Origin of the sequence: Pantoea sp. Ep11b, assembly GCF_040783975.1 — a bacterium.
GTDB lineage: Bacteria > Pseudomonadota > Gammaproteobacteria > Enterobacterales > Enterobacteriaceae > Pantoea.
The window spans coordinates 766,681-789,992 of record NZ_CP160631.1; the positions used below are offsets into that span (position 1 = coordinate 766,681).

Here is a 23,312-nt window from a genome sequence, read left to right on the forward strand (position 1 = left end):
CTCTTAAGGTACTGTAAAAATCCAACCGATAAATAGAGGTGAAGATGCAAGTCAGTCCTTATCTGTTTCTCTATGGCCGTTGCGAAGAGGCTATCGACTTTTACCTGCAGGCAACCGGGGGTGAGCTGCTCGGCAAAATGACGTTCGGAGATATGCCGGACCAGGGTGAGCAGGTCGGTGACCAGTCTGCCGCGCCACAGCCGCCAGAAAAGATCATGCATGCGCAGCTGCGCATTGGTGATGGTGAGCTGATGCTGAGCGATGGCGACACCGCGAAGCCGCCCGCGTCTGAACATGCCGGTTATGCGGTCAGCCTTTCCACCGATGATGTCGAAGAGGGTAAAGCCTGGTTTGAAAAACTGTCAGCAGGCGGCAAAGTAACGACGCCGTGGCAGGAGACCTTCTGGTCAGACGGCTTCGCCATGTTTATCGACAAGTTCAACATTCCCTGGCGTATCAACGTCGAGAAGTCGCAGGACTGATTGCCGTAAACGGGTGGCGCTTATCTGCAAGGCCTGAAAACAGACGCGCTGACCGGGAAGCTCAATTCCCGGTCAGCGCGTCGGTATGTCGGACGGCACACTGCGCCGCCCGCGCTTATCAGAAGTTGTAACCCGCCACCAGGTAGTAACCCCAGCCGGTTGATTTCACTTCAAACGGGCCCTTGCCGAAGTTCAGCTCCTGACCATCAGCCCACTGGCCGCCGTTGTGGAAATAACGAGCCACCGCAGAGATATGCCAGTGATCGTAACCCAGTGACAGAATGTGGCTGGAGGCGATGGAGTTGCTGGTACGTGATGCACCCCCTTTCTCATTCAGATCAGAGCCCCAGTCGAAGTTGGTGAAGCCGACATAGCCCAGGTTACCGCCCCACAGCGTGGTGATAGGCACGAAGTATTTCACCTTGAAGCGATAGCCATCCCAGCTGTTTTCGTTCGCCGCACCGTAGTTTTCCCACTGGTATTTCGCGTAAACGTTCAGCGACAGGCCGACATCGCTGTGCGTATCAATATCGGTGCCCAGGCCCATGTACCAGGTATTCTGGCGATTATCGCTGTTGCGGCCCATGTCGTAGATGTAGTTGTTCGCGAAGTACCACTCTTTGAACGGGCCAAAGGCCAGGCTGGTGCCGGTCAGCTTATCGATAGAGAAGCGCGGTTCGATTTCCATAAACATCGGTGAACCGTGGTCGAACACGCCGTTGGCGTTGCTGTTGCCCACGCCAAAGAAGTTAGGCACGTCGAGGTAGCCGTAAAAATCGAACCACTCTTTCTTCGCAAACGCTTCATATTCCAGATAAACGTCGTTATTGAACTGCGGTCCGAAGCGGGTGTGGTAACTGCCTACCACGTTAACGCTCTGATGCCACCAGTCTGAAACATACTGCGGATCGCTTTCAGCGGCCTGCGCAGCACCGGTCAGTGAACATGCCAGCGCGGCACCCGCTATCAACGTTTTAAATTTCATTATCATCAGCCACATGCTTTTGACCGCCGCCCAGCAGAGGCAGTCAGAGAGATATCGGTCCCCTGGAGGGGAATAAGAGGTTCAGCAAAAACAGCCGTTTTCAGCCCGCGTAGCGTGCCTGTAACAGTTCGATAGAAAATAGATTTTGCTCACGTTTGTCAAAAAGTGTTGCATTACAATTCAGCTAAATTGTGATTTGCTTCACAATAATGACCAGGATCGAACGGAACCAGGCAACCGTTTACGTTGTCTGGTTCGTGATCAAACGGGCGGGATCAGGGAAGGGTGACGCGAACCTGCAAACCACAAACGGTACCCTGTGGCGACAGGCAGTTGGAAAGGGCGACCTGCATCTGGTACTTCTGCGCGACGTTGCGCACGATCGATAATCCCAGACCGCTGCCCTGCGCTTTAACGTCAGGCGAACGGGTAAAACGATCGAATGCGCGGTCGATGAAAGCGTCCGGCATCCCCATGCCGTTATCGACGATATCGACCACCGTTCTGCCCGCGACCCGATGCAGCAGAACATCCACCAGGCTGCCTTCCGGGGTATGCAGCATGGCGTTGCCAATCAGGTTGTCGAACAGGCTGCGCAGCTCGGAGCGGCTGGCCTGCAGGCGATACTGTGTGGAGCCGTTAAAGCCAATATCGATGCCACGTTTATCCGCCACCACCATCAGCTGCTCGATGCTCTCCTTCAGCAGTTCGTCCAGTTCGATATGTTCAACGCTGGCGATGACACTCTGGTCATCCTGGCGGGAGACGTTAAGCAACTGCGTAACCAGATGACGGGTGCGCGTAACGCCCGCTTCCAGCTGACTGAACTGCCGGCTCGCCTCGCCGGGCTGAATATGCTGGCGCAGGTTCTCCAGCTGCAGCGTCACGGCGGTCACCGGCGTGCGCAGCTCATGGGCGGCATCCTCCAGAAACTGACGCTGGGACGACCAGGCGTCGCGCAGCTTGCTCAGCAGCGAGTTATAGGCTGCCACCAGCGGCAGGATCTCATCCGGTAAGCCTTCCGGTGAGACGATATGCGGATGATGGGTCTCCTGTGCCGCGATCTGCCGCGACGCGACCTGCAGATCCCGCGTGATCTTCCTGACTACCAGCCAGATCACCAGCAGCGAAAGCGGCATCATCAGGATCATCGGCACGATCGCCGACAGCGCGCGCTTAACCATCGAGGCCTTCATGTAGCTGAGGTTGTGCATAACCTGAATGGTCCTGATCTCACTGCCTGGCATCCCCGGCCGGGTGTAGATGCGCCATTCGCAGTCGTCGCAATGGCCCACATAGACATCGCGATAGCCGCGCTGATTCTGCAGCGGCGCCGCCAGTTCCGGCCATGAGCTGGCCCGCAGCTGGCCCCGATCGTCCCACAACTGGACGACAAAGGCGCTTTTCGCCTTATCCGGCGCGATAAGCATCGGCATCAGGGCGGGCATCTGTTTATTGGTGGACCAGGCATCGGCGATTTTCGCCAGCTGATCGTCCTTCATGGTGCCGACCATATCGCCGTAGCAGCTGAAGAAATACCAGGTCACGCCGCCGATCATCAGCAGATGAATCATCAGCAGCGTAGAGAGTAATTTATTGCGCAGAGAGCGCATAAACGCGAAGGGTTTCATATTGCCGGTACCCGCCAGCCCAGCCCGCGCACGTTGCGGATCACATCATTGTCGAGCTTGCGCCGCATGCCGTGAATCAGCACATCCACGGCGTTGCTGCTGACCTCATCGCCCCAGCCGTAGATGCGGTTTTCCAGCTGCTCTCGCGACAGGATCGCGCCCGGCCGTTCCAGCAGTGCGTAGAGCAGGGCATATTCCCGCGCGGTAAGCTGTTCGCGCTGGCCTTTGTAGAGCACCTCGCGGGTCATCATATCCAGCTGGACATCGCCGCTGCCCAGTACCGAGTCCGCAGCGCCGTGGCTGCGTCGGGTAATGGCACGCATCCGGGCCATCACTTCCTGTAAATCGAAGGGTTTGAGCAGGTAGTCATCAGCGCCGCTGTCGAGCCCCTGTATCCGCTGCGCCACCGTGTCGCGTGCGGTCAGGATCAGCACCGGCGTGGCATCGCCGCGTCCGCGCGCCCGGCGCAGCACCTGCAGGCCATCATCGCGGGGTAAGCCGAGATCCAGCAGCACACAGCTGTAGCCGCCTTCGCTCCACGCATTCTGGGCGTAGACGCCATCACGCACCCAGTCCACCGACCAGCCTGCGCCCTCCAGTGCCTGCTGAAGGTTCGCGCCGATCATTTCATCATCTTCAACCAGTAATACGCGCATGGCTGATCTCCTCTGCAAAGATGGAAGAGAGTGTACTCATCAATTGTTAGGTCAGAATTATCCGCCGTCGACATCCTTTGTGCTATCAACGCATTCCCGGATTCAGCCGTTATCTGATCGATAACGCTGGCCGCTTGCGTCACCGGCCAGACGGTGATGTACGGGAGGCTCATCCTCCTGCTGCCCCTTTTCCTGTGCGCTTCTGCCGTTGCTAATTCTGCGCTAATTTTCTGCTAATTAAGGGATAAATTTTAGCGGGTAGAGTGGTTCCACTGCACATCAGCATCAACGGGAGGAACCATGAATCAGCGCGAGTTTATTCGGAGTCTGCTGGACTGGATTGAAAACAACTTAGGACACGATCTGCATCTGGATGAGGTGGCGCGCCGCTCAGGCTATTCGCGCTGGCATCTGCAACGCCTGTTCCGCCAGCATACCGGCTTTTCACTGGCAGAATATATCCGTCAGCGCCGTCTGACCGAGTCTGCACTTACGCTGCTGAGCAGCAACGAAGCGATACTGCAGGTGGCGATGAACTACGGCTTCGATACCCAGCAGGCCTACACCCGCACTTTTAAAAACTACTTTATGATGACGCCGGGTCAGTTGCGTCGTCAGCGTCGCGTTGAGCCTGATCGGCTGCTGTTTCCTCTGGCGATGGCCAGTTGAGGCCCATCAGACCTTCCCGTCACCCTCTTCAGACGGGAAGGCCGGCCCGCCTTCTCCACGCCTTTCGCTGCCTCCCGCCTTTTTTACCCTTCAGCCGCCGTGACGCCATACGGACGTGATAGCTTGTTGCCAGTATCTCATTCCGACTGGAGTCAGGAAATATGGAAAACGGCGCGAATTTAACCGCCATGCTGGTTTTTGCTCGTGTTGTGGAATTACAGAGCTTCAGTGAGGCTGCTCGCGCGCTGGGCTGGTCCAAATCCCATGTCAGCCGGGAGATTGCCCGGCTGGAACTGCGGCTCGGTATCCGGCTGCTGCAGCGTACGACCCGGCGGCTGGCGCTGACCGAGCTGGGTCAGGCGTACTATCCCTACTGTGTGCGGATGCTGGCCGAAGTTCAGCGCGCCGAAACCTTTGTCCAGCAGCTGCATCAGCAGCCCGCGGGTCATCTCCGGCTACAGGCACCCGTGACCTTCGGCTGCCAGTGTGTGGTGCCGGTGCTTAATCGCTTTCTGCGCCGCCATCTGCATATCAACGTCGATCTCGATCTGACCGATCGCAATCACGATCGGCTCGACGATCAGACCGATCTGGCGATTGTGATCCGATCCCGATCGCCACAGCAGGGCCATTTCCGGGTGCTGAGCGAGATCGAGTGGGGACTCTATGCCGCGCCCGCTTACCTGTCGCAGCGACCCGCCATCACGCACCCGGAGATGCTGCCGCGCCACGACCTGCTGCTGTTTCATGGCCCGGCGCACACTGCGGCGTTGCCGTTCCGCCGCGATAAGCAGCGGCTGGCGCTGGATGTACGCAGCCGGTTTCGGGCCAACAACAGCATGGCACTGCTGAATGCGGCGCTGGCGGGCAGCGGCATTGCTTATCTGCCTTCCTACATGGCGCAGGAGGCGGTCGCGCGCGGCGAGATCCAGCAACTGCTGCCGGCGTGGCAGATGGACCGGCTGCAGAGTTATCTGCTGCTGCACGATGCCTGTGAAACGGCGTCGCCGGTCACGCTGCTGTGCGATGCTCTGATCGCGGCGCTGAATCCGCGCTGATTGTTGCCTGCTGACAACAATCAGCGCCACAGAGTAACTATCCCGCTATGACTGTTGTTATCCGTTGCGCCTGGTTAGCCTGTCTTCCTGATCACTCAATGGACATTATTATGCACCCGTCACCCGAAGCGGCAGAGTCTGAGCACTGGAGACGTAACCTCGCGGTCTGCGTCGTTGGCTCGTTTACCACCATTGTGGCGATGACGCTGCTGCTGCCTTTTCTGCCGCTCTATGTGCAGCAACTGGGGGTAGAGCAGCCTGCCGCTATCGCTCGCTGGTCCGGTCTTGCCTATGGCGCGACGTTTTTCAGCGCGGCCCTGACCGCGCCGCTGTGGGGCAGGCTGGCCGATCGGTATGGTCGTAAGCTGATGCTGATCCGGGCCAGTCTCGGGATGGCGATTGCCATGTCGCTGACAGGCATGGCGACGGCGCCGTGGCAGCTGGTGGCGCTGCGCCTGCTGGCAGGATTACTGGGCGGTTATGCCTCGGGATCGACCATTCTGGTGGCGGCTCAGACGCCGAAAGCGCACACCGGCTGGGCGCTGGGTATGCTCGCGTCCGGCATCATGGCCGGTAACGTGGCCGGGCCGCTGCTGGGCGGCGTGTTACCGCCGTTTATCGGTATCCGTCAGACGTTCTGGCTGACCGGCGCGGTGATTTTTCTGGCCTTCCTCGCCACCACCTTTTTACTGAAAGAGCAGCCGCGGTCTGCGGCGGCGGCGCGCGCCGGTCAGCCAGCATCGCCTGATGAGCGGCCGGTAAATCGTCGCCTGGTCCGGCTGATGTGGCTCTCCGGCATGCTGCTGATTTTCGCCAGCATGTCGATTGAGCCAATTATTACGCTCTACGTAGGGGAATTTGTACAGGGTGACCATCAGATTACGCTGACCGCCGGACTGGTGATGTCCGCGGCGGCGCTGGGGACAGTCCTGGCGGCTCCCCGGCTGGGAAGGCTGGCAGACCGGGTGGGCCACTGGCGGGTGCTGACCGGCGGACTGCTGGTGAGCGGATTGCTGCTGATCCCGCAGGCGTTTATTAGCGCGGCCTGGCAACTGGTGCTGCTGCGTTTTCTGATGGGGATGGCGCTGGGCGGGCTGATGCCCTGTATCACCGCGATCATTCGTCACAATGTACCGGGTTCTCAGGTCGGACGGATGCTGGGCTACTCCACATCGGCGCAGTATATCGGCCAGGTCAGCGGTCCGCTGTTCGGCGGGCTGGTGGGTGGGGCGTTCGGGATGCGACCGGTGTTTCTGGCCACCTGCGTGGTGATGCTGTTCTGTGGCTGGCTCAACTGGCGCGCAATGCGTCACTAGCGCGATCAAAAAAGGCGGACCGGAGTCCGCCTGAATTTATTCACCGTCTGATGAGTTACTTCTGGTCTGGCAGCGCGTAGGCAATCACATAGTCGCCCAGTTTGGTACCAAACGAGCCGTGACCGCCTGCCGCGATGACAACGTACTGCTTGCCATTCGCTTCATAGGTCATCGGTGTCGCCTGGCCGCCCGCTGGCAGACGTGCCTGCCATAACAGTTCGCCGGTATCGGTGCTGAACGCACGCAGGTAGTTGTCTGCGGTCGCGCCGATGAAGAAGACCTTACCGGCCGTGGTAATAGGACCACCCAGCATTGGCATCCCCATTTTGAACGGCAGCGGAACCGGTGCGCTGTCGCGAACGGTACCGATACGCTGTTTCCACACCACGTCGTTGGTCTTCAGATCCACCGCAGAGATGTAACCCCACGAAGGCTGTTTACATGGCAGACCAAACGGTGACAGGAACGGATTCAGCTCGACGCCATAAGGCACGCCATACTGCGGCTGAATACCGGTTTCGGTGCCTGAACCGCCTTCAGCGCCTTTCGGCGGCTCAATCGGGTTGCCCGGACCGCGTGGAACCAGTTTAGAGACAAACGGCAGCGCCATTGGGTTAGCAATCGCGATCTGACGGTGAGGATCGACAGCAATGCCGCCCCATTCGAACATACCAAGGTTGCCCGGGAAGACCAGGGTGCCCTGCTCAGATGGCGGGGTGAACGGACCTTCATAGCGCAGGCGCTTGAAGATCACGCGGCACACCAGCTGGTCAAACATCGTCGCGCCCCACATGTCCTTGTCCGTCAGATTCTGCTTCGGACGGAAGGTCAGCTCAGAGTAGGGCTGAGTGGCGGCAACATGATCGCCTTTCGCCGCACCCTGCGGCACGGGTGTTTCTGGTGCCGGGACGACGGGCTTACCGGTGCGACGGTCCAGCACGAAGATGTTACCGGTTTTCGCTGGTGCATAAACCACCGGCACGGTGTTGCCATCTTTGTCCGTGATATCGGCCAGCGTCGGCTGCGACGGCAGGTCCATATCCCACAGGTCGTGATGGACGGTCTGATAAGACCAGACCAGCTTACCGGTGGTAGCGTTCAGTGCCAGCACGCTGCTCGCGTAACGCTCCTGCTCTGGTGTGCGGTTACCGCCCCAGATATCTGGCGTGGTCACACCCATTGGCAGGTAAACGGTATCCAGTTTCGGATCGTACACCGCCGGAGCCCATGAGTTCGGTGAGTTCATGGTGAAGGTGTGTTCATCCGCCGGAATCGCGTTGGGATCTTTCGCGCCTGGATCGAACACCCACAGCAGTTTACCGGTGTTGACATCAAAGCCACGAATGACGCCTGACGGCTCGCGTGTGGAGTAGTTATCGGTCACTGCGCCTGCCATCACGATAGTCGTGTTGGTGATGACGGGCGGTGAGGTCGGCTCATACATACCTGCGGTGGTCACAGGCTGTTTGTGCTGCAGATCCAGCTCGCCATTAATACCGAATGCCGGGCAGCGTTCGCCGGTTTCAGCGTCCAGGGCAAACAGACGGCCATCGTTGACAGGCAGGTAGATACGACGTGAGCAGAGCGCAGGCTGGCTGTTTGCGGCATCAGCAGCCGGCACTTCGTGATAAGAGACACCACGGCAGGTCACATGCTGGAAGGTGGGGTTCACCTTCATGCCCGGATCAAATTTCCACTTCTGCTTACCGGTTGCCGCGTCCAGTGCAAACAGGATCTGGTGTGGCGAGCAGAGGTAGAGCGTGTCGCGGATTTTAATCGGCGTCACTTCGTCGGTGATTTCACCCGGATCGTTAGGCGTTTTCATGTCGCCGGTCTGGAACTGCCAGGCAACCTGCAACTCTTTCACGTTCTCGTGGTTAATCTGCTTCAGCGGAGAGAAACGGGTTCCCTGCTGGTCGCGCGCGTAAGCGGGCCAGTCAGCATCCGGGATGGTGCTCAGTGGCGTAGCCTGTGGGGCGTTATCGGCCGTTTCCGGCACTGAACCGTTGATAACCTGCGGGTCGTTGAAGACGGCATAGGCCAGAACGATGGCGCTGGCAATCAGCGCAACGGCCATGGTGCCCAGCGCAGCTTTGCTGCCTGCGTTGAAGCTGCGATAAACAAACGGCAGGATCAGCCAGACACCGAAAATCACCAGCACATCGGTGCGCGGTGCCAGTGCCCAGAAGTCAGTGCCCACTTCCCAGACGCCCCAGATCAGGGTACCGATCAGCAGCAGCGCGTAGAGAACCAGTGCGGTGCTTTTACGACGGGAAAGCAGATAAGCGGTGATAAGCATAACCACACCGCCGAAAACGTAATACCAGGAACCACCAATGGCGGCTAACCAGCCACCGCCAATCAGCATAAACGCACCCGTCAGCACTGCGAACAGCACGGTCAGGAAACGAACTACGCCAAAAGATGAGGAGTTTTTCCCCATAATATCGACCTCGTTTTGTTGCCATAAAACACGCGAAAACAACCAGATAGGCTGTTTCCAGTTATCAAGTACAAATGATTAAGGGTGTTCTTGAGTATCTCTTCCGATAAGACAGCTGATCCTTTTGTGTTAAATGTTATAGCAAAATTAGATCGAGGTTTGATTTTTTTAGCTCAAAACGCTTAACAAATAGAGTAGTACGACATTTTATGAGGGATTGGAGGACGTTAAGCGCACCGCCGTGTGCCCTTAACGCCGGAAGGCAGGATTTGTGAATCAGCTGCTAATAAGATCGCCGTCCGAACGTTGCTGTTGCCAGCCGCTGATATTTATCTCAGCAAACTGCTCAGCGGTTAATGGGGGAGTCTGACTCCGCACGATGACCTCTGCCCCTTTATCCCGGAATGTCGCCATAAAAAAGGGAAAGGTAAATTTTTCATAATTGTCTTTAAAGAACGCTTCGGTTAAAACAATCCCTGAAAAAGGAAAGGATTCCAGCAGTCGCCAGTCTGCGCCCGGTGGCGCAAAATCATAAAGCCAGAAATCAAATTTATCCGTTAATTCAAGCAGTGACGCACTATGTGCGGCCAGGCTGGAATAATTGATGCCTATCCGGACGCGTCCATTCTGTAAATGTGACCAGGCGTCCGGCACCGCAATAATTCCCCGCAGCCGAAGATCTTCAACCGGAATAATCATTAAGGCTGCTTCAGTAGCAATTTGGTTGTGAAGTGAAATAATGTTGTTTGTATTAAGTATATTGCGGCTGTCCTGGTTTTGCTGAAGATAAGGCACGCTATAGCAAATGCCGGTAACATTACGCTTAACATGGTGAATAGGTTCAGTAACATAAGGGTTATATAGACTGTTTCTCATTATCTCTATAAATGTAATAAAAAAGAAGGTGTTGATAATCAGGCATATAAAAAGTCGCATTTTTCTGAATGCGTGAATAAATATAGATCAACTCCTTAATCTAAATCACCTCTTTGTTGCGTGAAAAAGTAAATTAATCCATTAATAGGGCGAGGATAATTCCTTTGGCATCTGATGATGTACTGGAATATATTCATAAGTCGGGACCAGTAGGCTGGTAATAATCAGCGGTGGACCGCCTGGTGCTGCCCGGGAACGGGGCCGTTAGCGGCGCAGCGGGCTCATGCCGTCGTGGCAGACCGTCTGGCCGCCGCGCGTATTAACACCTCCATCCTCACACCAATAACACCGCGCTAAGAGGCGGCTTTCCTCACCTGATTTGGGATAAGAGATGAAATTTAAGGCATCGGCGGCGGAAGCGTCGCTGTGGCAACATCGGGCATTTGTCGCTTTCTGGACAGCGCGGACCTGCTCCTCTTTTGGATTCCAGATGTTTTCGGTCGCGATTAGCTGGCAGATCTATGCGCTGACCAACAGCGCCATGGCGCTGGGGATGATTGGTTTAATGCAGTTTCTGCCGTCGGTGTTGCTGGCGCTTCCTGCGGGCCACCTGGCGGACCAGTATGACCGGCGGCGTATCGTCCTGCTGGGACAGCTGGTGGAATTTGCTGCGCTGGTGGCATTAGTGGTGCTTACCTTATTCCAGACGGCTGACCGCAGCGAATTATGGGGGCTGGTATTTATGATCGCGGTGGCGAAGGCGCTGGAGTGGCCTGCGATGTCTTCAATGCTGCCGTCGCTGGTGCCGCCTTCGATTCTGACGCGGGCGATGGCGATGAACTCCGTAGGCGGGCAGGCGGCGGTTATTGTCGGGCCGACGATCGGCGGTCTGCTCTATGTCGCGGGACCGCAGGTGGTGTATGGCGTTTCCGGGCTGTTTTATCTGATTTCGCTGATTCTGGTGAGCCTGCTGCGTTACGAGCGCCCGGCGCAGAGCCGCCTGCCGATGAATATGAAAAATCTGTTCGCCGGAATTCATTTCATCCGTGAGCGCAAAGATGTACTGGGCGTGATTTCGCTCGATCTGTTTGCGGTGTTGCTGGGTGGCGCAACGGCGCTGCTGCCGATTTTTGCCAAAGATATTCTGCATACCGGACCCTGGGGGCTGGGGATGTTACGCGGCGCGCCATCGGTGGGTGCGCTGCTGGTCGGCATCTGGCTGAGCCGCCACAAGCTGGAAAAGCATGTCGGGATGATCATGTTCGGATCGGTGGCGGGGTTTGGCCTTGCCACGCTGGTGTTCGCGCTCTCCACGCAGTTGTGGCTTTCGCTGCTGGCGCTCTGTGCGCTGGGCGGTTTTGATATGGTGAGTATGGTGATCCGGGGCGCGCTGGTGCAGCTTGATACGCCGGACACGATGCGCGGGCGGGTGAATGCGGTTAACGCCATCTTTATCAACACGTCGAATCAGCTGGGCGAGTTCGAGTCAGGCCTGCTGGCGGCCTGGATGGGTGCGGCCCCGGCGGCGGCGCTGGGCGGCATCGGAACGCTGATTGTGGTGGCGCTCTGGATGAAGCTGTTCCCGCATCTGCGGCGGCGTCAGAGGCTGGAGAATGAGGCGGGTCTGGTTTAGGGCGGCGGTACGGGTATTGACCCGGCAGGCTCAGTTTCCGGGGGAGAAAAAAGAGATAACTGGCCCGAAGGCCAGTTCAGTAGGGGGACCAGTCACACTGCCAGTTCAGGCCGGGGGCAGAGGGGGAGTCTGACCCGCAGGCGGGAGGCCGTCAGGCCCCGGTTTTTCCCAGGTTGGCGTCAAATGTTTGCCAGCTTTCACGCATGTCCACAACGCTGCGGGTTTTGCGTGCCTCATCGATTTTGATGGCAGTGAGGCCCGCTTCCAGCGCGTCCACCACTGACACTTTCAGCGGTGTTCCCTGTTTAATATGTTTGACAATTTCTGCGGCCATCAGCGCATCCGCGCCGTAATGGCCATCATAGGCGTTGCCGCTGTAGGCGGTATCCACCTCTTTTGCGCCGGTGCGGGCATTGTGTACGCGGAAGTAGTTGCGGACAAAGTCGCCCTCCGCCATGCCGCTGGTGCCCATCACACAAAAACGGCGGAACTCATCCGGCACGTTCAGGTTGGCGTGGAAGGCAAGCGTCGCACCGCCTTCGTATTCGATCAGGGCGGTCTGGTAATCCACAATGTCGGCATCGCTGTCGAACACCGCATCGGTACTGGACCAGCCGCTGGGCTTCTCATGATAGATGGCGGAATCAGGCGTGACAGCGCCCTGCGGAGCATGAGCGGGCGTAAAGGATTTGCGACCGCCAAAGCTGGCGACGCGGGTCGGACGCTGCTGCAGCAGGCCCTGATAGAGATCGATGTCGTGGCAGCACTTTTCCAGAATATAGGGGCCGGCATACTTCTCCAGGCGCCGCCAGTCGCGCTGGAAGAAGGCACCGTGATAAGGCTTGATGTGCTCTGTCGCCTCAATAGAGGTGATCTCGCCCAGTTGTCCGGCGTCGCGCGCCGCCAGCAGGTCGTGATAGAGCGGTGAATAGCGCAGCACCAGACCGACCAGGATGCGAGCCTCGCCATACTCGCGCACCAGCTTCGCCATCGCCATCGTCTGCTCTTCATTGATCACCACCGGCTTTTCGGTAAAGACCGTATAACCCGCCGCCAGCGCCTGACCCACATGCTCCAGATGCAGAAAGTTGGGTGAACCTACCAGCACCACATCCATTCCACCCTGTTTCAGCAGATCATCAATGGAGTCAAAGGCCTGACCGGGTGCGATACCAAAACTGTGCAGATTAGGCAGTCCGGCGGGAGCCGGATCGTAATACCCCACCACCGAGAAGGCGTCGTCGGCCCTGCTGAACTCTTTGATTACGTGGGACAGACGAAAGCCAAGACCGATAATGCCTACTTTCATGATAAACCCCTGCTTCTGAAATCGGATGATGTCTGGCCTGCCGGTAAGCGGCGTGGCTGTTGATAATCTGACCATCAACTTATTACGACAGAAAAAGTAATGTCAATAACGCGCTGCGCGTTTTGCGAGAGGGTTTTTTGTTATAGCGATGTAAAATAAGGGAAAGTTGACAATATCTTTTTGCCATATTTATTTGTGATTGCGATTTAAGTTTTTTTATCCTATCGTTCGCTCACTATGGCTATAACCCTTACTCCGGGAAGGAATCGCGTGCAACCACACTATCTTCTTGGCATTGATGGCGGCGGTACACAGTGTCGCGCGCGGTTAACCGATCGGCAGGGGCGTCTGCTGGCCGAAGCCACGGGCGGTCCTGCCAACGTCTGGTCAGCCTATGACGCGGCGCTGAGCTGCGTTGATCAGCTGATCGACCTCGTTTTCTTACAGGCGGGATTAACCGCAGAGGCGCTGGCGCAGACCGCGCTGGTCGCCGGCTTAGCCGGAGCCAACGTCGCCTCGGTGCAGGCACGGCTTGCCAGCTGGCAGCCCGCCTGCGCGGCGTTACAGGTTGTCAGCGATGTGGAGATCGCCTGTGCAGGCGCCCACGCGGGCGCGCCTGGCGCCGTCTTTATCATCGGCACCGGCAGCCAGGGGGCCGCCTGGGATGGCGAACGCTTTACGCTGCTTGGCGGCTGGGGCTTTGCCCTGTCGGATCAGGGGTCGGGCGCGGAGCTGGGCCGTCGTGCGCTGCGTCTGGCGCTGCTAGCCCACGAGTCCATTGTTCCGCCTGGCGCACTGACCCGGCAACTGATGGCGCAGTTTGACCACAGCCCGGAAACCATGCTGCTCTGGACGCGCTCCGCCACGCCTGCGGACTGGGCGCGCGTGGTGCCGCAGATCTTTGCGGCCGCCGACGCGGGCGATCGCCATGCCCAGGAGCTGCTGCAGCAGACCGCCGCCGATATCGGCCTGATGGTTCGCCGTCTGACCGCCCTGAGCAGCGGACCAGTGGCCCTGATGGGCGGGCTCGCCACCCCGATCCAGCCCTGGCTGGATGAGGCCGTTCAGGCCCGGCTGGTGACGCCTCAGGGTGATGCCCTGAGCGGCGCGCTGATCCTGGCCCGGCAGCTGACACCTGCCCGATTAACGATCTGACGCTGGCTTACTCCGTTCAGCCCGCTAACCCGAGGAATTTATGACCGCTCCCAACGTAACCGCGCGCATTCTGCGGTTGATTGTTGAAAATGCGCCGATCAGCCAGTCGGACCTGAAAGTTCGCAGCGGACTGAGCATGTCAACCGTGTCTCAGGCGACGAATCGCCTGCTGGCGCAGGAGATTGTGCAGGAGCTGGGGTTACGCCGCGTCTCGATGGGACGGCCAAAGACGCTGCTGGGGCTCAATGCCGATCGCGCCAGCGTGATTGGTATTCAGCTCAATGCCGAACGTAACCTGATCGTGATGACCGACCTCAGCGGCAACCTGCTGGGCGAGCAGCAGATGCCAAAAGGAACGCTGACGCCACGTCAGCTTGGCGATGCACTGGCAAAGTTTCTGCGCGGTGTGGAGGAGAAGCGGGTTGGTGCAATCGGCCTCGCCCTGTCGGGCCTGGTCGACGCCGACAATGGCTACTGCATCCGTTCCAAGGTGCTCGGCTGGGACAACGTGCCGATTGCGCGCCTGCTGGAAGCGCGTTTCTCTCTGCCGGTCTTTATCGAAAACGATGCCAACGCGATGGCGATGGCGGCGATGGTTTTTGGTCAGCTCGGCAACGCGCAGTCGGCGGTGATCGCCACCTACGGCAAAGGTATCGGGGCAGGGATCATTCTTAACCGTCAGCTCTATCGCGGGCGTCACGGCAAGGCGGGGGAGATTGGCAACGGGCTGGTGGCGGACGGTTCGCTGCGGCTGCTGGAGGATGTCGCCTCGTCGCGGGCTATTCTGCAACGCCTTGCGGAGCAGGAGCCGGATGAGGGCGTCACGCTACAGGCGCTGGACCAGCGGCCCACACCCGCAGTGCTGGCGGCGCTGGAAGAGGCCGGGCGCGAGCTGGGGATTTCGCTGGCGAACCTCTCTGTGGCCTACGATCCGGATGTGGTTTATCTGGCGATGGAGCCGCACATGGCGTCGCGCATCCTGCTCGATCACATCACCCAGAGTTTCCAGGCCTACCGGCTGAAACTGACGCCGCACATGACGCCGTTGCAGTTCCTGACAGAATCGAACCGGATGTGGGCGCTGGGCGCGGCAGGCTTTGCCGTTAACCGGCTGCTGGATCTGCTGGCGGCGCAGGCCGATGAAGAACCCGTCACCTGAATCCCCCTCCCAATAAAAACGGGCGCCGCGGCGCCCGTTTTTGTTTCCGCGTTGTCCTTAACGCAGGCGCATTCCCTGCTCATCAAACAGCAGGCAGTGCGCGGCGGAAAAGCCCAGTTCAACCTGAGTGCCCAGATCGCGCGCTGTCGCCTCGCGCTCCTCCACCACCAGCATCTGCTCACGTCCGATATCCAGATAGAGATAGTTGGTGTGGCCCAGCATCTCGCCATAGGCCAGCTCACCGCAGAAGTGCACGGCATCCGGCGTGCGGGCGGCAGGCTGGAAGTGCTCGGGACGAATGCCCAGCGTCACGGTCTGCCCTTCGTGGCAAGCGGCGGCGATGTTCAGGGTCAGCGCCTCAATTTTCAGCGCCGGCACCCGCAGCTGCACCTTACCCGCGCCCGTGGCGCTGATCTCTGCCCGCAGGAAGTTCATCTTAGGCGAGCCGATAAAACCGGCGACAAACAGGTTATCCGGGTCGTGATAGAGCGCCAGCGGCGCGCCAACCTGCTCGATGCGGCCCTGGCGCAGCACCACGATGCGGTCAGCCAGCGTCATCGCCTCCAGCTGATCGTGCGTCACATAGATCATGGTGTTGCCGAGCGAGGCGTGCAGGCGGGCGATCTCAATCCGCATCTGCAAACGCAGTTCGGCATCCAGGTTAGAGAGCGGTTCATCGAACAGGAAAATCCGGGGGTGACGGATGATCGCCCGGCCAATCGCCACACGCTGCCGCTGTCCGCCTGACAGCGCGCGCGGCAGACGATCAAGCAGTTCGGTGAGGTGCAGGCGGGCGGCGGTCTGCTCAATCGCGCGGTTGATCTCCGCTTTCGGCTTCTTCATCACCTCCAGCGGATAGGCCAGGTTGCCGCGCACCGTCATGTTGGGGTAGAGCGCATAGGACTGGAACACCATGGCGATGCCACGTTCGGTGGCGGGCTGCTGCGTCATATCCTGTTCATCAATCAGCAACTGCCCGCTGCTGATCTCCTCCAGCCCGGCGATCATCCGCAGCAGCGTGGATTTGCCACAGCCGGATGGCCCGACAAACACCACAAATTCGCCGCTGTTAATCGTCAGATCGATGCCATGAATGACATTCACATGTTCATAGGACTTCTTCACATTCTGCAGGCGCAGGCTGGTCATCGGCTACCTCACTCAGAGTAACTGGCCCATGTAGATGGCATTGCTGCGCAGGATCGGGGTGAACCCCATGCGCTGATAAAAGGCACAGACCTGCTCATTCTGCAGGCTGACCCCCAGATGAACGCCGGTCACACCGGCGGCACGCAGCGCCGCCAGTTCATGCTCAATCATCCGTCGCCCCCATCCCCCTTTCTGAGCCGCGGGCAGCAGGTTGATATGCAGATGAGCCGGCCACTGCGTCACCAGATTGTCTGCGGCCTGGTCGGGATGGCGGATGGCGTCAAGAATTTTGCCGTCGAGCGGGGCGCTGGCGTGGCGGTCGCGATATTTCGCCTGCAGCGCCGGCCACCATTCGGCCGCCAGCCGGGCTTCAAACGCGCGGGTATCGGGCACCGCGACCACATAACCCTGCACCTCACCCTCCCGCTCCAGCACAAAGGCAAAGTCCGGCGCAAATCGTGCGTAGGGCACGGCAAAACGCTGGCCGGGGTAGTCGGGATCGGAGTAGAGCGCACGGGCATCGCCGCCCGCATCGGCTGTTTCCAGGCAGATGCGGTAGAGCGCCGGAAAGTCCGCCGGTGTGGCCGGACGGATGACACCTTGATTCGCCATGGTGAATTCTCGTGAGTGAGTGAACCGGTCAGAGCGTGAACCGCTTCGCAGGTGAAAGTTACGTTAATAAAAGCGGACTTAGTTTTCAAGATAGAATAATTACCTTATCGCACTAACCCGGCCGGTTCGGCAATATTTACCGGCATCAGGATGCACAACTGTGATCGCCAGCACGCCCGTAACAGGGCGTCTGGCAGCCGTTTCACAGCCAGCGAAAAGAGAAAAGTGTGAGCGTGATAGGATTTTCATATGTTTTATCAGGATGTTATTTTGCGATTATCGCGCAGGCATCTTCTGTGGGATAAGCGGCAGGTGGCGGAATACCGCACCGGCTGATGCGCGCAGACGCAGCGCGGCGTGCTGAATTTTCTGCTCTTTTGTTGTTTATTTGCGCGTGCTCACAGCGTTGCAATTCCCCGCGCGGGCTGTTTGACTTTATTTTTTTATTAAAGTAAGTATGAGTGAGTGCGTTTGTGTGCGGCTGCAGCCTGCAGGATGTCAGGCGGTGAGATGAAGGGATGCCGATCCTGGTCTGAAGAAGGTGAGCATAATGTCTGTTTCCTCCGTTCGTTCGTTCCGAATTCGCAATGTGGGTCGGCTGCTGGCAGCGAGCCTGCTGGCGGGCAGCGTCTCGCATGTCGCCCACGCCGCCGTAACCCTGAATGAGTGGGATATCTATAACTATCCGCAGCAGACGGCCGCAGTGGATGAAGGGATTAAGGAATTTTCGCAGCAGAATCCTGGCATCGTGATTAATCGCTCGGTTCACTCTTTCGAAGATACCCGTATTCCGCTCAAACTGGCGCTGACCGCCGGTGATGGCCCGCAGATCGCTCAGGTTAACCAGGGCGGTGGCGATATGGGCTCGCTGGTGAAAGATAAGCTGCTGCTGCCGCTGGACAGTTACGCCACCAGCAACGGCTGGACCCACCGTTTCCCGGACTCGATTCTGAAGCGTAACCGCTGGTCAGACAGCGGCGAGTTTGGCAGCGGTAAGCTTTACGGCATCGCCAGCCTGGGCGAAATGGTGGGGCTCTATTACAACAAAGCATTGCTGGACAAGGCGGGTATCGCGGTGCCGAAAACGCTGGCCGAGCTGGAGAGCGCCATGGCGAAGCTGAAACAGCAGGGCACCGCCCCGATGATGCTGGGCCTGCTCGATGGCAATATGGGCCAGCAGCTGCTCAGTACGCTGTGGCAGGCGCAGATTGAGAGCCGCGACCGCAAGACGCTGGACAACCTGATTTACGATGTGGGTGGCACCTTCAAAGAGAGCAAACTGGTGAATGCCGCCACCATGATGAAGAGCTGGACCGACAAAGGCTACTTCTTCCCGGGCTTCCAGGGCATCGGCCACGACGATGCGGCAACCCTGTTCCAGAACGGCCAGGCGGCCTTCCTGGTCAGCGGCACCTGGTATCTTGGCCAGTTTAAAGACAACAAAGATATTCACTTCGCCGCGATGCCTGCCGGTGAGGGTGTGAAACAACCGCTGATGGTGGGCGGAACCGATCTGGCGTTCTCTATTACCAGCACCGCCAAAAGCAGGGATCAGCAGGATGGCGCGGCGAAGTTCATCAACTATATGGTTTCCGATGCGATGGCGGATCGCTGGCTGAAGGTCGGTTTCCTGCCCGCCAGCACCAACAAAGCGGCCAGAATGCCTGCGGATAATCCGCTGCTGGCGGAGGCGTATCAGGTCTGGCTGACGCTGAACGACTACGACGGTTTAGGCCACTATGTAGACTGGGCGACACCGACCATGAACGCCGAACTGAACCAGAATGTCCAGCTGCTGCTGGCAGGCCGTCTGACCGCCGATCAGATGGTCGTCAACTTTGATAACAACTATCAGCGTTACCTGAAAACCCTGAAGCATTAAGCCGGAGGCCCGGCAGACCGCCGGGCCTGAGCATCGTTCCGAACCACGGGTAAGGTTATGTTGAATTTAAGCGGCTGGCGTAATTTTCTCTATGTTCTGCCTGCGGTGCTGGTGTATGCGGTGTTTCTGCTGTTCCCGCTGCTGGCCTCGCTGGGCATCAGTTTTACTGAATGGGATGGCACCTCGCTGCCGGTGTTCAGCGGCCTCAGCAACTATCTGCGGATGTTCAGCGATCCGGTGTTCTGGATCGCGCTGGGTAACAACGCCCTCCTGATGCTGTTCTACACCCTGCTGCCGATTGGCGTCGGCCTGCTGCTCTGCAGCTTTCTGTATGAGACGCGCAACAACAGCGAACGCAGCGTGCTGCGCATTCTCTTTTTCCTGCCCTATATCATGCCGATGGCGGTGCTGGGCGTGGTGTGGCGCTGGCTTTATAACCCCGCGTTCGGGCCGATCGATCAGATCCTCCGCGCAATAGGATTGCCGCAGCTGGCGCTCTCCTGGCTGGGCGATTTTACCTGGGCGCTGCCTGCGGTGGGGCTGGTCGCGACCTGGTACTTCTTCGGCTTCTGTCTGGTGCTGTTTATGGCGGGCCTGCAGCGCATGGATCCCTCGCTGCTGGAAGCCGCCGACCTGGATGGCTCATCGCGTCGCCAGAAGTTTATGCGGATTACGCTGCCCGGCCTGCGGCCTGAACTGCGGATTGCGCTGCTGCTGACGGTGATCGCCAGCCTGAAAGCCTTCGACCTGGTCTATGTGATGACGCAGGGTGGGCCGGGCACCTCGACCATGGTGACCAATATCTTTATGTATAAGCAGGGTTTTGACCTGCACTACTTTGGCTACGCCTCGTCGGTGGCGGTGTTCAGCATGGTCATTGTTTTAGGCATTAACTATCTGATCCATCTGGCCTTAAAGGAGCGTTACTGATGCGAAGCACGCCGATCATTTCACGCGCGCTGATCTGGATTGTGGCGCTGATGACGATTCTGCCGTTTCTGATGGCGCTGATGACCTCGTTTAAAACCCAGATGGAGCTGTTTCAGGGGGTCTTCACGCTGCCCGCCTCGCTGAATTTTAAAAACTATCTGACCGCGTGGCAGCAGGGACATTTTAACGTCTACTTCCTCAACTCGGTGCTGGTGGTGATCCCGGTGGTGCTGTTCAGCGTGCTGCTGGGGATCCTGGCCGGATTCGGTTTTGCCTGGCTGAAGATCCCGGGGAAAAAAGTGATTGCTGCGATGCTGGCGCTGGGGATGGTGCTGCCGAGTGAAGCCTTTATCATTCCGCTCTATCACGAACTGCGCTGGATGGGGCTGACCAACACCTATCTGGCGCTGATCCTGCCGCAGATTGCGCTGTCGCTGCCCTTTACCACGCTGATGATCGCCAGTGCGTTTCAGCAGGTGCCCAAAGAGTTGGTGGAAGCGGCGGTCATGGATGGGGCATCGCGGGTCAAAATCCTGTGGGGCATTCTGGTGCCTGCCATCTGGCCGACCCTGTCGACCCTGGGACTGCTGCTGTTTATCTGGACCTGGAACGAGTTCCTGATCCCGCTGATTCTGGTCAATAAAGATGAGCTGCGCACGCTGCCGATTGGCATGATGTTTTTCCAGAACAAAAACACCATCGACATTCCGGTGCTGATGGCGGGCGCGATGATTGTGATTATGCCGCTGATCGCGGTGTTCCTGATTTTCCAGCGCAAATTTATCAGCGGCGTCACCGAAGGTGCCGTGAAGTAATCTGTGACAGCCCGCACAAAACGGCGCACTGGCGGCCAGACAAAGGTTTGCTGCGCCGCTGTGTGCTGCAATTTCTCCTCCTCAACCTGCGGGAGACGCATGATGCACCTTTCCCTTGCTGATTTTCATCCGGCCGCCGATGGCGAAACTGCCGACACCGACGTGCTGCAGCGCGCCCTGGATCAGATTGCTGCTGCGGGTGGCGGGCGTCTGGCCGTGCCAGCCGGTCGCTATCGCACCGGTTGCCTGACGCTGCCCTCTGATTTTGAGCTGCACCTGGAAGCCGGAGCAGAGCTGATCGCCAGTCACCGGCTGTCGGACTATCAGGCCGTGCAGACGCTAAGCTATGCGGAGAAGTCCCACAACGTGCTGCTCTATGCGCTGGGCCAGCGCAATATCACCATCAGCGGCACCGGACGCATTGATGGTGATGGTGAAGCCTGGTTCGCCGCTGAGCGTGATGAGCAGGGCTATCGCCTGCCGCGCGTCGACCGGCCACGAATGATCGTGTTTGAGGATTGCGAACAGGTGACGCTGACGGCTTTTACCATCGTGCAGGCGCCGATGTGGACGGTGCATCTGGTGAGCTGCCGCCATGTGCATATCGACCATCTCACGATCGACAACAGCATGACCATGCCCAACACCGATGCGCTGGATATCGATAGCTGCGAGGCAGTGTTTGTGAGTAACAGCTACTTTAGCGCCGCCGATGACGCGATCTGCATTAAAACCACCTGTAAACCCGCAGCCCTGCGGCGTCCGGCCCGGCAGATTATGATCACCAACTGCCTGCTGCGCAGCTACAGCTGTGCATTTAAAATCGGCACGGAGACCTGGGACGATGTCGAAGATGTCACCGTGACCGGCTGTACGCTGTTTGATTCCAACCGTGGCATCGGCATTCTGTCGCGCGACGGCGGGGCGATGCGACGTCTGCTGTTCAGCAATCTGACCTTTGCCTGTCACCATGCGCCGCCCTGTCACTGGGGCAAAGCCGACCCACTGCATATCTCCGTTCGCAGCCGTGATCCCGCCATCCCGCCCGGCATCGTCGAACTGGTGCAGTTCAGTAATCTGACAGGCGTCGCGGAAGGTGCAATTAACCTGCATGCGGCACAACCGGGCTGGATACGCGATGTGGTGATTAGCCAGCTTCAGATGCGGCAGACGGTGTCGCCGATGACTCAGGGGCAGTATGACATTCGCCCGCCCTGTAACCCGGATGCCCCGACCGGCATGGGTCTGGACAACGCCTATAAACTGGATCCGACAACCGGCGAAGCCTTTGGCGTGGAACCCTATCCCGGCGGGTTGCCTGGCCTGTTCGCGCGTGGCGTGGAGAATCTGCAACTGCACCACCTGACGATCAACAGGCCAGCGCCGTTACCGGCAGGCTGGCATCCCGATCCGGTGGTGCAGCTACCGGCGTGAATTACAGCGCGGCGGCGATGGCGGCCCCCAGCTCTTCCGTGGTGGCGCTGCCGCCGAGGTCGCGTGTGAGATGCTGACCCGCCGCCAGCGTGCGTTCGATCGCATTCAGCACGGCATCGCCCGCCGCTTTGTAGCCGAGGTGCTCCAGCATCATCGCGCCACACCAGATCTGCCCGACAGGATTGGCGATGCCTTTACCGGCGATATCGGGCGCCGAGCCGTGCACCGGTTCAAACAGGCTGGGAAACAGACCTTCCGGGTTGATGTTAGCGGAAGGCGCAATGCCGATGGTGCCGGTGCAGGCCGGGCCGAGATCGGAAAGGATATCGCCAAACAGGTTGCTGGCGACCACCACATCGAACCAGTCCGGGTGCAGTACGAAGTTGGCGGTGAGAATATCGATGTGATACTTATCGACGCGAACCGCCGGGAACTGGCTGGCCATCGCCTCAACGCGGCTGTCCCACCAGGGCATGGTGATGGCGATGCCGTTGGATTTGGTGGCGGAAGTGAGATGTTTTTTCGGCCGGCTCTGCGCCAGCTGATAAGCAAACTTCAGGATGCGATCGACGCCGGTGCGCGTCATCACCGTCTCCTGAATGACCACTTCGCGATCGGTGCCAGGAAACATCGTGCCGCCGACGCTGGAGTATTCCCCCTCGGTGTTTTCGCGCACTACATAAAAGTCGATATCGCCAGGCTGGCGATTCGCCAGTGGCGCTTTCACGCCGGGCATCAGCCGGACCGGGCGCAGATTGACATACTGATCGAATTCACGCCGGAACTGCAGCAGCGAACCCCACAGTGATACATGGTCGGGCACCACCTCAGGCCAGCCGACCGCGCCAAAATAGATCGCATCAAAGGCTTTCAGCTGCGTAAACCAGTCGTCAGGCAGCATTTTGCCGTGCTGCTGCCAGTAGTCGGCGCTGGCATAATCGAACCACTCCCAGCGCAGCGGAATGTTGAATTTCTCTGCGGCAGCATTCATCACGCGGACGCCTTCCGGCATCACCTCTTTGCCAATGCCGTCGCCAGGGATGACGGCAATACGGTGGATTTTATCAGTCACAGGGCACCTTTCCGGTTGATGTTCGAATTGTGTACGCAGTATAACT

20 protein-coding genes are annotated in these 23,312 nt (G+C 58.6%); 11 read left to right on the forward strand and 9 right to left on the reverse strand.

From position 1 onward, the window contains the following. Positions 1–44: 44 nt before the first annotated feature. On the forward strand, positions 45–482 hold the full coding sequence (gene yjdN, locus AB1748_RS03530; protein ID WP_111141869.1) for a VOC family metalloprotein YjdN: 438 nt from the start codon (positions 45–47) through the stop codon (positions 480–482). 118 nt (positions 483–600) lie between these two features. Here yjdN and AB1748_RS03535 read toward each other — a convergent pair whose 3' ends face one another. The 3 genes from AB1748_RS03535 to AB1748_RS03545 all read right to left on the reverse strand — a co-directional run bounded on the left by AB1748_RS03535 (position 601) and on the right by AB1748_RS03545 (position 3,754). Then, the gene (locus tag AB1748_RS03535; protein ID WP_111141881.1) at positions 601–1,467 is read right to left on the reverse strand and encodes a nucleoside-specific channel-forming protein Tsx; all 867 of its coding nucleotides are present in this window, start codon (positions 1,465–1,467) and stop codon (positions 601–603) included. A gap of 275 nt (positions 1,468–1,742) precedes the next feature. After that, positions 1,743–3,098 (reverse strand): HAMP domain-containing sensor histidine kinase, encoded by a 1,356-nt coding sequence (locus AB1748_RS03540; protein ID WP_111141871.1) that lies wholly within the window; start codon positions 3,096–3,098, stop codon positions 1,743–1,745. Beyond that, entirely contained in the window at positions 3,095–3,754 is a 660-nt protein-coding gene (locus AB1748_RS03545; RefSeq protein WP_111141873.1) for a response regulator, read from the reverse strand. The genes AB1748_RS03540 and AB1748_RS03545 overlap by 4 nt, the downstream gene beginning before the upstream one ends. A gap of 300 nt (positions 3,755–4,054) precedes the next feature. Between AB1748_RS03545 and AB1748_RS03550 the strand changes: the two genes are divergently transcribed. The 3 genes from AB1748_RS03550 to AB1748_RS03560 all read left to right on the forward strand — a co-directional run bounded on the left by AB1748_RS03550 (position 4,055) and on the right by AB1748_RS03560 (position 6,797). Further along, a complete protein-coding gene (locus tag AB1748_RS03550) occupies positions 4,055–4,423 on the forward strand; it encodes a helix-turn-helix domain-containing protein (protein WP_003855685.1) in 369 nt (122 codons plus the stop codon). Positions 4,424–4,584: 161 nt separating this feature from the next. After that, complete coding sequence (locus tag AB1748_RS03555) at positions 4,585–5,481, forward strand: LysR family transcriptional regulator (RefSeq protein ID WP_111141875.1); 897 nt, start codon at positions 4,585–4,587, stop codon at positions 5,479–5,481. A 110-nt stretch (positions 5,482–5,591) separates the two neighbouring features. After that, a complete protein-coding gene (locus tag AB1748_RS03560; RefSeq protein WP_111141883.1) occupies positions 5,592–6,797 on the forward strand; it encodes an MFS transporter in 1,206 nt (401 codons plus the stop codon). A gap of 55 nt (positions 6,798–6,852) precedes the next feature. On the opposite strand, the gene AB1748_RS03565 is transcribed toward AB1748_RS03560, so the two are convergent. Together AB1748_RS03565 and AB1748_RS03570 are read right to left on the reverse strand one after the other, a co-directional pair. Beyond that, positions 6,853–9,240: a glucose/quinate/shikimate family membrane-bound PQQ-dependent dehydrogenase gene (locus AB1748_RS03565; protein WP_111141877.1), complete on the reverse strand. Its 2,388-nt coding sequence runs from the start codon at positions 9,238–9,240 to the stop codon at positions 6,853–6,855. Positions 9,241–9,516: 276 nt separating this feature from the next. Beyond that, positions 9,517–10,116 carry a hypothetical protein gene (locus AB1748_RS03570; RefSeq protein WP_233499015.1) on the reverse strand — a complete coding sequence of 200 codons (600 nt, stop codon included), beginning with the start codon at positions 10,114–10,116 and terminating at the stop codon, positions 9,517–9,519. A 391-nt stretch (positions 10,117–10,507) separates the two neighbouring features. Between AB1748_RS03570 and AB1748_RS03575 the strand changes: the two genes are divergently transcribed. Further along, positions 10,508–11,749 (forward strand): MFS transporter, encoded by a 1,242-nt coding sequence (locus AB1748_RS03575; RefSeq protein WP_288360264.1) that lies wholly within the window; start codon positions 10,508–10,510, stop codon positions 11,747–11,749. A 151-nt stretch (positions 11,750–11,900) separates the two neighbouring features. Here AB1748_RS03575 and AB1748_RS03580 read toward each other — a convergent pair whose 3' ends face one another. After that, entirely contained in the window at positions 11,901–13,058 is a 1,158-nt protein-coding gene (locus tag AB1748_RS03580; protein WP_111141328.1) for a Gfo/Idh/MocA family protein, read from the reverse strand. Positions 13,059–13,328: 270 nt separating this feature from the next. Here AB1748_RS03580 and AB1748_RS03585 point away from each other — a divergent pair, with 270 nt between their 5' ends. Further along, complete coding sequence (locus tag AB1748_RS03585) at positions 13,329–14,213, forward strand: BadF/BadG/BcrA/BcrD ATPase family protein (RefSeq protein WP_288360268.1); 885 nt, start codon at positions 13,329–13,331, stop codon at positions 14,211–14,213. A gap of 40 nt (positions 14,214–14,253) precedes the next feature. Beyond that, positions 14,254–15,372 carry an ROK family transcriptional regulator gene (locus tag AB1748_RS03590; RefSeq protein ID WP_111141330.1) on the forward strand — a complete coding sequence of 373 codons (1,119 nt, stop codon included), beginning with the start codon at positions 14,254–14,256 and terminating at the stop codon, positions 15,370–15,372. A 57-nt stretch (positions 15,373–15,429) separates the two neighbouring features. Here the strand turns inward: AB1748_RS03590 and AB1748_RS03595 are convergent, their stop codons facing one another. Further along, positions 15,430–16,521, reverse strand: a complete 1,092-nt coding sequence (locus AB1748_RS03595; RefSeq protein ID WP_367396010.1) for an ABC transporter ATP-binding protein — start codon at positions 16,519–16,521, stop codon at positions 15,430–15,432. Positions 16,522–16,533: 12 nt separating this feature from the next. Continuing rightward, a complete protein-coding gene (locus AB1748_RS03600) occupies positions 16,534–17,133 on the reverse strand; it encodes a GNAT family N-acetyltransferase (protein ID WP_111141332.1) in 600 nt (199 codons plus the stop codon). Between the two features lie 550 nt (positions 17,134–17,683). Here AB1748_RS03600 and AB1748_RS03605 point away from each other — a divergent pair. The 4 genes from AB1748_RS03605 (at position 17,684) to AB1748_RS03620 (ending at position 22,194) form a co-directional block, all read left to right on the forward strand. After that, positions 17,684–19,015, forward strand: coding sequence for an extracellular solute-binding protein (locus AB1748_RS03605; protein WP_367396011.1), 1,332 nt, complete (start codon positions 17,684–17,686; stop codon positions 19,013–19,015). Between the two features lie 57 nt (positions 19,016–19,072). Further along, the gene (locus AB1748_RS03610) at positions 19,073–19,945 is read left to right on the forward strand and encodes a carbohydrate ABC transporter permease (protein ID WP_111141334.1); all 873 of its coding nucleotides are present in this window, start codon (positions 19,073–19,075) and stop codon (positions 19,943–19,945) included. Beyond that, positions 19,945–20,760: a carbohydrate ABC transporter permease gene (locus AB1748_RS03615; RefSeq protein ID WP_367396012.1), complete on the forward strand. Its 816-nt coding sequence runs from the start codon at positions 19,945–19,947 to the stop codon at positions 20,758–20,760. Before AB1748_RS03610 ends, AB1748_RS03615 begins: the two co-directional genes overlap by 1 nt. A gap of 102 nt (positions 20,761–20,862) precedes the next feature. Continuing rightward, positions 20,863–22,194, forward strand: coding sequence for a glycoside hydrolase family 28 protein (locus tag AB1748_RS03620; RefSeq protein WP_367396313.1), 1,332 nt, complete (start codon positions 20,863–20,865; stop codon positions 22,192–22,194). Between the two features lies 1 nt (position 22,195). On the opposite strand, the gene AB1748_RS03625 is transcribed toward AB1748_RS03620, so the two are convergent. Further along, positions 22,196–23,266, reverse strand: a complete 1,071-nt coding sequence (locus tag AB1748_RS03625) for a tartrate dehydrogenase (RefSeq protein WP_293774249.1) — start codon at positions 23,264–23,266, stop codon at positions 22,196–22,198. Positions 23,267–23,312 lie beyond the last annotated feature (46 nt).

Bases quoted from the DNA above. Each gene is read 5' to 3' on its own strand.
- yjdN (WP_111141869.1), top strand. From the start codon at position 45: ATGCAAGTCAGTCCTTATCTGTTTCTCTATGGCCGTTGCGAAGAGGCT.
- AB1748_RS03535 (WP_111141881.1), bottom strand. From the start codon at position 1,467: ATGAAATTTAAAACGTTGATAGCGGGTGCCGCGCTGGCATGTTCACTG.
- AB1748_RS03540 (WP_111141871.1), bottom strand. From the start codon at position 3,098: ATGAAACCCTTCGCGTTTATGCGCTCTCTGCGCAATAAATTACTCTCT.
- AB1748_RS03545 (WP_111141873.1), bottom strand. From the start codon at position 3,754: ATGCGCGTATTACTGGTTGAAGATGATGAAATGATCGGCGCGAACCTT.
- AB1748_RS03550 (WP_003855685.1), top strand. From the start codon at position 4,055: ATGAATCAGCGCGAGTTTATTCGGAGTCTGCTGGACTGGATTGAAAAC.
- AB1748_RS03555 (WP_111141875.1), top strand. From the start codon at position 4,585: ATGGAAAACGGCGCGAATTTAACCGCCATGCTGGTTTTTGCTCGTGTT.
- AB1748_RS03560 (WP_111141883.1), top strand. From the start codon at position 5,592: ATGCACCCGTCACCCGAAGCGGCAGAGTCTGAGCACTGGAGACGTAAC.
- AB1748_RS03565 (WP_111141877.1), bottom strand. From the start codon at position 9,240: ATGGGGAAAAACTCCTCATCTTTTGGCGTAGTTCGTTTCCTGACCGTG.
- AB1748_RS03570 (WP_233499015.1), bottom strand. From the start codon at position 10,116: ATGAGAAACAGTCTATATAACCCTTATGTTACTGAACCTATTCACCAT.
- AB1748_RS03575 (WP_288360264.1), top strand. From the start codon at position 10,508: ATGAAATTTAAGGCATCGGCGGCGGAAGCGTCGCTGTGGCAACATCGG.
- AB1748_RS03580 (WP_111141328.1), bottom strand. From the start codon at position 13,058: ATGAAAGTAGGCATTATCGGTCTTGGCTTTCGTCTGTCCCACGTAATC.
- AB1748_RS03590 (WP_111141330.1), top strand. From the start codon at position 14,254: ATGACCGCTCCCAACGTAACCGCGCGCATTCTGCGGTTGATTGTTGAA.
- AB1748_RS03595 (WP_367396010.1), bottom strand. From the start codon at position 16,521: ATGACCAGCCTGCGCCTGCAGAATGTGAAGAAGTCCTATGAACATGTG.
- AB1748_RS03600 (WP_111141332.1), bottom strand. From the start codon at position 17,133: ATGGCGAATCAAGGTGTCATCCGTCCGGCCACACCGGCGGACTTTCCG.
- AB1748_RS03605 (WP_367396011.1), top strand. From the start codon at position 17,684: ATGTCTGTTTCCTCCGTTCGTTCGTTCCGAATTCGCAATGTGGGTCGG.
- AB1748_RS03610 (WP_111141334.1), top strand. From the start codon at position 19,073: ATGTTGAATTTAAGCGGCTGGCGTAATTTTCTCTATGTTCTGCCTGCG.
- AB1748_RS03615 (WP_367396012.1), top strand. From the start codon at position 19,945: ATGCGAAGCACGCCGATCATTTCACGCGCGCTGATCTGGATTGTGGCG.
- AB1748_RS03620 (WP_367396313.1), top strand. From the start codon at position 20,863: ATGCACCTTTCCCTTGCTGATTTTCATCCGGCCGCCGATGGCGAAACT.